Annotated in this window: 11 protein-coding genes and 1 pseudogene; 7 read left to right on the top strand and 5 right to left on the bottom strand. The window is 63.0% G+C overall.

Features of this window, described 5'->3' with window-relative positions; translation table 11 throughout:
* On the bottom strand, positions 1–759 hold a 759-nt coding region (locus QTI17_RS34815; RefSeq protein ID WP_503011167.1), incomplete at its 3' end, for a YuxH family protein.
* A gap of 238 nt (positions 760–997) precedes the next feature.
* Here QTI17_RS34815 and QTI17_RS34810 point away from each other — a divergent pair.
* On the top strand, positions 998–1,258 hold the full coding sequence (locus QTI17_RS34810; RefSeq protein ID WP_286538746.1) for a hypothetical protein: 261 nt from the start codon (positions 998–1,000) through the stop codon (positions 1,256–1,258).
* Positions 1,259–1,879: 621 nt separating this feature from the next.
* On the opposite strand, the gene QTI17_RS34805 is transcribed toward QTI17_RS34810, so the two are convergent.
* The 4 genes from QTI17_RS34805 to QTI17_RS34790 all read right to left on the bottom strand — a co-directional run bounded on the left by QTI17_RS34805 (position 1,880) and on the right by QTI17_RS34790 (position 4,363).
* A complete protein-coding gene (locus tag QTI17_RS34805; protein WP_286538744.1) occupies positions 1,880–2,167 on the bottom strand; it encodes a hypothetical protein in 288 nt (95 codons plus the stop codon).
* Positions 2,168–2,473: 306 nt separating this feature from the next.
* Positions 2,474–2,890, bottom strand: coding sequence for a hypothetical protein (locus tag QTI17_RS34800; protein WP_286538743.1), 417 nt, complete (start codon positions 2,888–2,890; stop codon positions 2,474–2,476).
* A 297-nt stretch (positions 2,891–3,187) separates the two neighbouring features.
* A complete protein-coding gene (locus tag QTI17_RS34795; protein ID WP_286538742.1) occupies positions 3,188–3,922 on the bottom strand; it encodes an LLM class flavin-dependent oxidoreductase in 735 nt (244 codons plus the stop codon).
* A 24-nt stretch (positions 3,923–3,946) separates the two neighbouring features.
* Complete coding sequence (locus tag QTI17_RS34790) at positions 3,947–4,363, bottom strand: IS1096 element passenger TnpR family protein (protein ID WP_286538740.1); 417 nt, start codon at positions 4,361–4,363, stop codon at positions 3,947–3,949.
* Positions 4,364–4,814: 451 nt separating this feature from the next.
* Here QTI17_RS34790 and QTI17_RS34785 point away from each other — a divergent pair, with 451 nt between their 5' ends.
* The 6 genes and pseudogenes from QTI17_RS34785 to QTI17_RS34760 all read left to right on the top strand — a co-directional run bounded on the left by QTI17_RS34785 (position 4,815) and on the right by QTI17_RS34760 (position 7,821).
* A complete protein-coding gene (locus QTI17_RS34785) occupies positions 4,815–5,024 on the top strand; it encodes a hypothetical protein (protein WP_286538739.1) in 210 nt (69 codons plus the stop codon).
* 118 nt (positions 5,025–5,142) lie between these two features.
* On the top strand, positions 5,143–5,493 hold the full coding sequence (rbp, locus tag QTI17_RS34780; protein WP_286538736.1) for an RNA-binding regulator: 351 nt from the start codon (positions 5,143–5,145) through the stop codon (positions 5,491–5,493).
* Between the two features lie 378 nt (positions 5,494–5,871).
* A complete protein-coding gene (locus tag QTI17_RS34775; protein WP_286538734.1) occupies positions 5,872–6,234 on the top strand; it encodes a hypothetical protein in 363 nt (120 codons plus the stop codon).
* Between the two features lie 91 nt (positions 6,235–6,325).
* A complete protein-coding gene (locus QTI17_RS34770) occupies positions 6,326–6,697 on the top strand; it encodes a response regulator (RefSeq protein ID WP_286538747.1) in 372 nt (123 codons plus the stop codon).
* Positions 6,698–6,730: 33 nt separating this feature from the next.
* Positions 6,731–7,222: a hypothetical protein gene (locus QTI17_RS34765; protein WP_286538733.1), complete on the top strand. Its 492-nt coding sequence runs from the start codon at positions 6,731–6,733 to the stop codon at positions 7,220–7,222.
* A 156-nt stretch (positions 7,223–7,378) separates the two neighbouring features.
* Positions 7,379–7,821: pseudogene (locus tag QTI17_RS34760) on the top strand (Hsp20/alpha crystallin family protein).
* Positions 7,822–7,867 lie beyond the last annotated feature (46 nt).

Here is a 7,867-nt window from a genome sequence, read left to right as displayed (position 1 = left end):
CGCCTGCATCAGACGGACGATCAGCATGGCTTCCGGCTGCAAGGTGGCCCCCGCTTGCGTCGTGGGGACGATCGCTTCGCTGCCCTGCACGAAAACATCAAGGCGACGCGCAGCGCAAGCGTCGAAGTCCTGCCAGGTCGCCATGCGGGTGGCAATGGGCTGAATGACCGGCGTCCCAAGCGGCTGCTCGCGCCGGACGCTCGCGGCGATTTCGGGACGACCGTCACCCACATCCACGTAGGTGAGGATGGAGGACAGCTCGAGGTCTCCGGGCAGCACCTCGGCGCCGCACAGCATGAAGCCATAGCCCTGCGTGTGAAGATGCAGCAGGGTCGACCGGATGTCCGCATCCATCAGGTTGTCGAGACCCATGCACAGGACGACGTTCTCCGGTGGCAAGGCCTGCAACTCATTCAGGAACAGGCCGTTGACCGTCACGTCGAAGAAGAGGAGAAGCCTCCCAAGGCGCCAGCCGGTGTTGGGAGGATTGAGGTTCGTCGCGATGCAGGAGAGGAGCGCCCGCAAGTTCTCGAAGGCGTTCGGCTCGCCGTGAGGCAACGCCATGCGCCACGCGAGCTTGTAGCCCTTGACACGCTTCTGGGCGTCCAGCAGCAGGGCGTAGGTCACGAAGCCGCTCGTCTCGACGTGCATGGCCTCGCTAAGGGCCGGCTCGTTCGCCTCGACATCGCATGCTGCGGCCGCGCGCGGGCGCCTGAATAGTTTGAATAGCATTGTCTCGGGTGTGAAGAAACCGTTCAATCTCCGGCGTTCCGATTGTTTGCAACCCGGCCTGCGCCGAACAGGTTCAGTCGGTGCTGGTTCGACCGGGCCAGTCCGTCGGCGGCGCTCCTCCCCCGAACTGGACCGTCCAAATGCGCGGGAACTGACCCTATGCAGCCGGTGCCTGGCAGTAACACTCCCATCATTTGCGATTCGTTGCCGGGCGATCCTGATTCGGCGTTGAAAGTTGGAAATGAAAACCCCTGGAGTGATGGACATGGCAACCGCCCGCCATTTGATAGAAGTCATGCTCGACCGGTGCAAGAGCGGCGATGCATTCGAAACGGATGTCACCGCTCAGGACCGGAGGGCGGTACAGAGGATTCTCGATTCATCGAAGATGCTCATGGGTGTTGCGCATCAGCTGATGGCCCAGCCCGAATCCTTGACGCTCAGGGATAGCGCAGAGCGTTCGAAGGCGTTGCTCGACCAGATCAAGATGGCGGCGCGCCGGCTTACGAAGCCGGATTGCTGTTGACGGGAAGGGACTGAGTGCGATGAAGAACGAGCAGAGCCGTGCAGCGACTTCGTTTGCACGAATGGAGGATGCGCTGCAATACGCAGCCAACGAATTGAAAGCCGGCCGATGCGTCACGATTTAGCCCAACGACGCAGCGGGCTACAGATTGGTCGCATGGGATTTCCAGAAACAGGTCGACGACGAGCACTTCGCGCCCACGGCGCCACTTGAGCTCGACCTCCCGGCCAAACGAGGGGGACCTTTCTGAAGCTGAGTGAGAGCGGCCGAGCCGCTTCTGTGCCGGCGGCGCGCGTCGCCACCAGGCACCTCAGGTTCGACCTCGGAAATTCGCGATCAGCTCGCGGCAAGTCGAACCGCCAACTCACCCACTTGCGGACTGCGGGGAGGAAGCGCCGGTCCAGTGAGAACATGGGGCCGGGCGCCAGGGTGATGTTGTGGGCAAGCGCGAGTCGATGCAGCTCCGGCGCGTCGACCTTTCTCGGCAACTGGAGCCACAGGAAGTAGCCGCCTTCCGGGATGGCGACGCGTGTCGAGCGTGGAAAGGACGTTGCGGATCGCATCCAACGCAGCGGCCTTATAGCGGGCTAGCGTTGCCCGCATCCGGCGGAGGTGCCGGTCTTAGCCGTCCTCCGCGAGATAACTGGCGATCGCGGCCATTGAGGGAGTTGCCGGTGAGAGCGTGTGCATGATCCGCAAATGCTCGATCCGCCTGGCAAACCTGCCACCGGCGACCCAACCGACGCGATAGCCGGGCGCGAGGACTTTGGAGAAGGAGCCGCAATGCATCACGAGGCCCTCGCGGTCATTGGTGTTTGGCCGGTAGCGGCTTGCGGTCGCCGGGCCGCAAGGCCCCCTGCAAATCAGCTCCGCGATCTCGTTCGCATAGCGCTCGTAGCGCGTGATCATGGCTGCCCGTGCGTCGCGCGGCCGCCGAGTCGTCTTTCGCAGACTTCCATAGTGCACCGCCAGCTGTTCAAAGCCCCACGAGCCGCGGCGCTGGTCAGACAGGGAGTATGGTGTAGGTGCATGCCACCGCGCGGCCGGCGTCCGTCCGCACGGGCCGGGCCGCCTGGTGCTGCCGCACGCCGGGAGCGAGGGCATGGATTCGGGCCATCGACCCGAAAACCAAATCTGGGCGACGCATGAACCATGGGTGCGTGAGCCCCGTATCTGCCGCGCAGATTCGGCATCATTGATATTTGCCCGTTCGGCTCAAGTGTTCCTGCCGGCAGTTTGTGGCATGGCCGCATCGACGGACCGGTCCAAGCCCGGATCCCGCCCCAGCAGGATCAGCGCGGCCCGGAGGGCGGACCGCGCCCCGGTGCGGATCTCGTCCACCAGCTCACGTAGCCGCCGGGCGTGATGCTCGGGCGACCGGTAGACGGGTTCGGTCATGAGGAGTTGTGTCACCGTCAGCAGCCTGGCGGCGGATGTCAGGCAGAAATGAATGGCTGCGCGCTCCTGGGATGCCTTGTTGGCCTCCTCGACCCTGCGGATGACGACCTCCTGCGCTGGCGGAGGCAGGTCGCCCAGATTGGTGGGGCCGGACCAGGGTGCAAATTCATGGTCGCCGTAGCGGGCGGCCAGGATCAGTTCGATCGCGTGCAGCGCCCGTTCGAGCTCGAGCATTTCGGTTGTTTTCATCTGACGTGGGACTGCCCGCGGCGGCGTGGCGGCCAGATGTCGCGCGAGTGTGTCGCCGCCTCGGGTCAAGCTTTCGATTCTCGGCAGTCAAGCGCCCGGCGAACATGGCCAGTTGCGCGCAATTTCGACCGAGCCAGATGGGCACTTCGCGTGCAGCGGTACTTGCCCCAACTGAGTCACCGACGGCATCGCCAGAGCCGCGCCCCGCCCCGCCCCGCCCCGAGATTGGAGGCAAGGCAGACGAAGCTGCGCTTTGTCGGTGGTCTCCCGAGGGGGACGGCCTCAATGCTGCGGCGCGAGCGTGTCGTTGACCTCAGCACCGCTAGGTTCCAACTCGCCGCCAACAGGCTTGTCGCCCTGCGCGTCGGCCAGGGCCGGCAGCACGTCGGTGCCGATCTCCTCGAGCACCTCGGATGCCGGCCGCGCGCCGTACTTGAGGTTGAGGATGACGTGGTTGACGCCGACCACGCGAAGCGAGTCGAGAAAGCGCAGCAGGAAGTGCCGCCCCGCCCTGAACCCGAGATGGATGGGCGTCGGCGGCAGGCGCGGATCGTTGGCGAGGTCGACGTAAAGTGATTGCACGAACGGTTTGAAGGCGCCCGGCCTGGCAGCATGGACCTCGCCGCGCCAGCGTGCCACCGTTTTGGCTTGGAGGTCGATACCGCGTGGATAGGTGATCCAGCCGTCTGCATGCCCGGCGATCCACGGCAGCGGCTGCCCGCTGTTTCCGGTGACGAGCATCGGCAGGCGTCCTCCCGGCTTGGGCACGAGGTCGGCGTTGGCGGCGAGCACACCGGCCGTCGACGTCAACGTCGGGTACTCGCGCTCCAGTACGTGGCGGATCATTTCGAAGTATTCGCGGAACAGGACGGGGCGCCGTTCGATGTCGACGCCGAAGGCCGGGAACTCCACCGGCCGGTCGCCCGACGCCACACCCAATACCAGCCGGCCTCCCGACAGCTGGTCGACCGAGGCAGCCGCCTTGGCCACATGCAGCGGGTGCCGCAGCGGCAGCAAGGCGGGGGGAATTCAACCTGCCGATCAGTGGTGGTGTTTCGATGTCGTTCGGAGACCTAGGGGTCGGTTCCTGCCAGGGCCACCGGGGCCGCCGCATACTGAAACATGGAAACGACGAAATTCACCCCGTCCGGCGTCCGCATGCGCCGCTACTCTGCCCGCCCTGGCACCTTGAATTGGCTGCTGCTGCCCGGTGGCCCTCCCTGCGGTCGGACAGGCAGGCATCCAGCTGCTCGTATTCGTAGGGAATCGCTCAAGGCGCCGCAGCTTCAGTTGTCCGATCAGGACTTCGTGCGCGTCGGTGTCGAAGAACACGCCGCCCTCCTGATGGACTCCGTCCTCGCGACCGCGAATCTCGAAGCGATGAAGGTGCATGTCCTGCCAGCCGAACGCGATCTGTAGGATCCGGTGAAGCCGGGCGACGCTGGTATCGCCGCGCACCAGAAGTCGCCGCCAGATCAGCGGGCTGATGCTGCGCCGGAGAGGGGTGCCCTTTCTTCTGTTTCCTTGGGGCCTGCTGGCCCTGGCCTCCCTGGCGACCACGAAAGCGCGAATACGACCGGGCTCTAGGATTTGAGATGCATCGAGTTTTGCGCACGACGCGCAGCCCGTGGCGCATCCGAAATGACGCCCACTTAACACCAAATAGAATAATGACTGACTCTTAAATGCAAAGCGGTGATATAATACGTCTTGTTGCAGTCACGGCGACCTTTCGTCAGTGACCGCGACGCCTGCTCAGAGGCGGCAATGCCCCATGCAGGCAGCGTTTGCGACCTTTGTCGCCCTGTTGGTCTGTAGAGCTGCAGCCAATCGAGTTCCTAGATGCTCAGCGCAGGTTGATACAAGCCTGCGATCCAGAATGAATTAGATTCCTAACATCGCCATTTCCATGGGCAAGTACGTCGTTTCGCCCGCGACACATCAGACCGACTGTGGCCGCTTTCGCGCCTCCTTCTCGGTCCATCGTTCCCAGGGTAACGGCAGCTACTGCCGAGTCTTCCGTTTCGACAAAGCCTTTGCCTCGCGCGAAGCCGCCCGGCTTTTCGCAGTCACCCAGGGCTGGCTGCAAACGTGCATGGCACACCCCCCTGCGTGCTGATGATCTGCTGCCGCAGATCCCATACACCCTTGCCAGTTGGTGCGGACTTCCGATCCGCACACCCGTGTTCCAGCGGCGCGACATTCGTTGCGCGCCTTCATTCAGAAAGGCTCTTTCCATGAGCAAGAAAATCTACGTGGGCAACCTCCCCTATTCCGTGACTGATTCCAGCCTGGAAAGCAACTTTGCCGAGTTTGGCAGGGTCGCCTCAGCTAAGGTCATGATGGACCGTGAGACCGGCCGCTCCAAGGGCTTCGGCTTTGTCGAAATGGCTTCTGCCGAAGTCGCCCAAGCCGCCATCACCGGCCTGAACGGGATGTCCGTCGATGGACGCTCGATCGTCGTGAACCTGGCCCGCCCCCGCGAAGAGAGTAGCGGCTCGGGTGGTTACAGCGCGGCCGGCTACAGTGCAGCCAAGCGCTCGGACGTTGGCTATGGCACTGGTGGCTACGGCGGTGGTCGTTACTGAGCCCCAGTAACTCCTCTGAAAAGCCGGCTCCCCTGAGCCGGCTTTTTTTCGTCCCGTTCGCAGGGTCACTCGCCAGCTTTGGGATCCACGCTGGCCGGAATGCGAGCTCGGTGATCTATGCGCCCGGGACCGGGTCTACGACTTGGCCGAGCCGAAACCTCGCCCCATGGATCAACGCAATCTTTGTTGGCCTGGGAAAATCGGTACCCCGGTGCATCCCTCGCCATATTGGTTGCCGGTATGGCATGCCGAGCGACAGCTATCTCAGCGATGAGCTGTTCCGGAGCGGCGGGTGCATCCGCTCTGCCAGGGCACGAGAGATTGACGTACATTTCCGGGTCGGTGGCGGGCGTTATCGACTTAACGAGGATCGAAAAGATGGACGAAACCAATCAGCCTGAAACACCATCCACGTCAACGATCGTGGAGGCGCTCGACAAGAACAAAGATGCCACCAAGGAGGTCAAGAAGGTAGCCGATGATCTCCTGGTCGTGCAAGCGGTCCTCAAGGAAGAACTTTCCCAACATAACGTCACGGACGTGGACTGCGCGGTTGAGCAGGCCAGCGAACTTCAGAAGCAGTTGACCAAATCGGCAGAACTGCTTGATGAGGTGAACGACTCCCTTGAGCAGGCTGCCCAAGGCAGCGATGTTTCAAACGGAGGTTCGGACCGGGAGCCGCCGCCGCAGAGTGCGCCGCACATTGATCCGGGCGCATCGGTAGCTCGAATAGGCGGTTGACCTACAGCGGCCAGGGGGACGATCTGCGCTAATCGCGAGCGCTAACAGGCCTGACGTGGCGATTTTTACCGAGCGCCGCTGGCGTACCCCGATGCCGCTCAACACCATCCTCATCGAGGACAGCGAGACAATTCGCGAGAACCTGATTCCGTCGTTGGCAGAACTGGCCGACGCGCACGTGATCGCGGTCGCCGGGACCGCTTCGGAGGCCATCGAGGCACTCGATCGGCAAAAACAGAAATGGGATCTGGCGGTCGTGGACCTTTTCCTGAAGGAAGGCTCCGGGCTCAGCGTTCTCCGTGCCGCCCAGGACCGATCGCCGCATCAGCACGTGCTTGTACTGACGAACTATCCCACAGCAGAAATTCGGCGAAGATGTCTGGAACTCGGAGCGGATGGCGTTTTCGACAAATCCACAGAACTCGAGGCCTTCTTCGAAGTCTGCGGTTCTTACAGCGCATAGTCAGGACGATTTTCGACCGATTGGGGAGTTTTTATGAGCACCGATCTCGAACTGAAGACCGAGCCCGTCATGAAGGCGTTTGCCGAACTCGATGCGGCGACGAGCAAGTTTCTCAGGCACCTTGGCAGTGCGAACGCTGCCCCGCTGTGCCGCGGCCATGTCCAGTCCATTTCCCCCGCTGGGGACAAGTTCACAGGTCAGTGCCTGGATACACCGTATGTCGTTCGGTGGGGGGCCGTGGCCGTGGAGGGTCGGCCGGCGCTCGAGGAGTTCGAGTTTGCAGCTCGGCACGAGGGTGAGCCGGTAGTCCTGACGCGCGTCTATTTGGGCCTCACGGGAAAGCTGTCGCTGGACTCGGGGCAGCTGGTGCCCCTGTGCGAATACGATGATCCGGAAGTTGCCCGTATGCTAGCCGGCCTCGTACTGACCGGCCTGCTGAGCTCGGTGATCTACGCGCCCCGGGACCGGGTGTATGACCTGCACGAGTTGGAAGACCCGGCCCCTGACGAAACTCTAGCTGACTAGACTAAGGGCGTTGCAGCCGCGCACCGTTCCACGAGATAGGGGGTCAAAACGCCCCCACGACGGGCTCTTGAAAATTCATGGGCAGCTCCTATCTCGCTGATCGGAAGCGCTGGAGACGCCTCGGGCGCTCTGTTCAACCGAATGGAGGTACTCGCCATGTATCGATCGCTTTTCCCGCGCGCCCTGTTCGCCGAGATGGATCGCTGCAGCGCGACATGCAGCAGGCCCTGGATCCGTCGCTCAGCATTCGCGGGCTCGGCCGCGGCTTCCCCGCCCTGAACGTCGGAGGGACGCCCCAGACTTTGGAGATCTACGCTTTCGCTCCAGGCCTGGACCCGGATGCGCTGGAGGTCACCCTCGACAGAGGCATCCTGACAATTGCCGGAAATCGTGAGCCCTTGCACCTGAACGACGGAAACAACGAGGGAAGCGCTGCTGTCCATATCAGCGAGCGCTTCGACGGCCCGTTTCGTCGGGTGATGGCCCTTTCGGACGACGCCGACCCGGACGCGCTCAGCGCCACCTACCGAGACGGCGTCCTGCGCATCACCATCCAACGCCGGGCGTCGAGCCAGCCGCGACGCATCGACATTCATTGAAAGGAGCCACCATCATGAACGACCTTGAAACCCGCACCCCCGGCGC

Source organism: Variovorax sp. J31P179 (assembly GCF_030316985.1).
GTDB lineage: Bacteria > Pseudomonadota > Gammaproteobacteria > Burkholderiales > Burkholderiaceae_C > Variovorax > Variovorax ginsengisoli_B.
This window is presented reverse-complemented; position numbering and strand designations above follow the sequence as displayed.

Coding starts and splice junctions, on each gene's coding strand:
- QTI17_RS34810 (WP_286538746.1), top strand. CDS start 998: ATGGCAACCGCCCGCCATTTGATAGAAGTCATGCTCGACCGGTGCAAG.
- QTI17_RS34805 (WP_286538744.1), bottom strand. CDS start 2,167: ATGATCACGCGCTACGAGCGCTATGCGAACGAGATCGCGGAGCTGATT.
- QTI17_RS34800 (WP_286538743.1), bottom strand. CDS start 2,890: ATGCTCGAGCTCGAACGGGCGCTGCACGCGATCGAACTGATCCTGGCC.
- QTI17_RS34785 (WP_286538739.1), top strand. CDS start 4,815: ATGGGCAAGTACGTCGTTTCGCCCGCGACACATCAGACCGACTGTGGC.
- rbp (WP_286538736.1), top strand. CDS start 5,143: ATGAGCAAGAAAATCTACGTGGGCAACCTCCCCTATTCCGTGACTGAT.
- QTI17_RS34775 (WP_286538734.1), top strand. CDS start 5,872: ATGGACGAAACCAATCAGCCTGAAACACCATCCACGTCAACGATCGTG.
- QTI17_RS34770 (WP_286538747.1), top strand. CDS start 6,326: ATGCCGCTCAACACCATCCTCATCGAGGACAGCGAGACAATTCGCGAG.
- QTI17_RS34765 (WP_286538733.1), top strand. CDS start 6,731: ATGAGCACCGATCTCGAACTGAAGACCGAGCCCGTCATGAAGGCGTTT.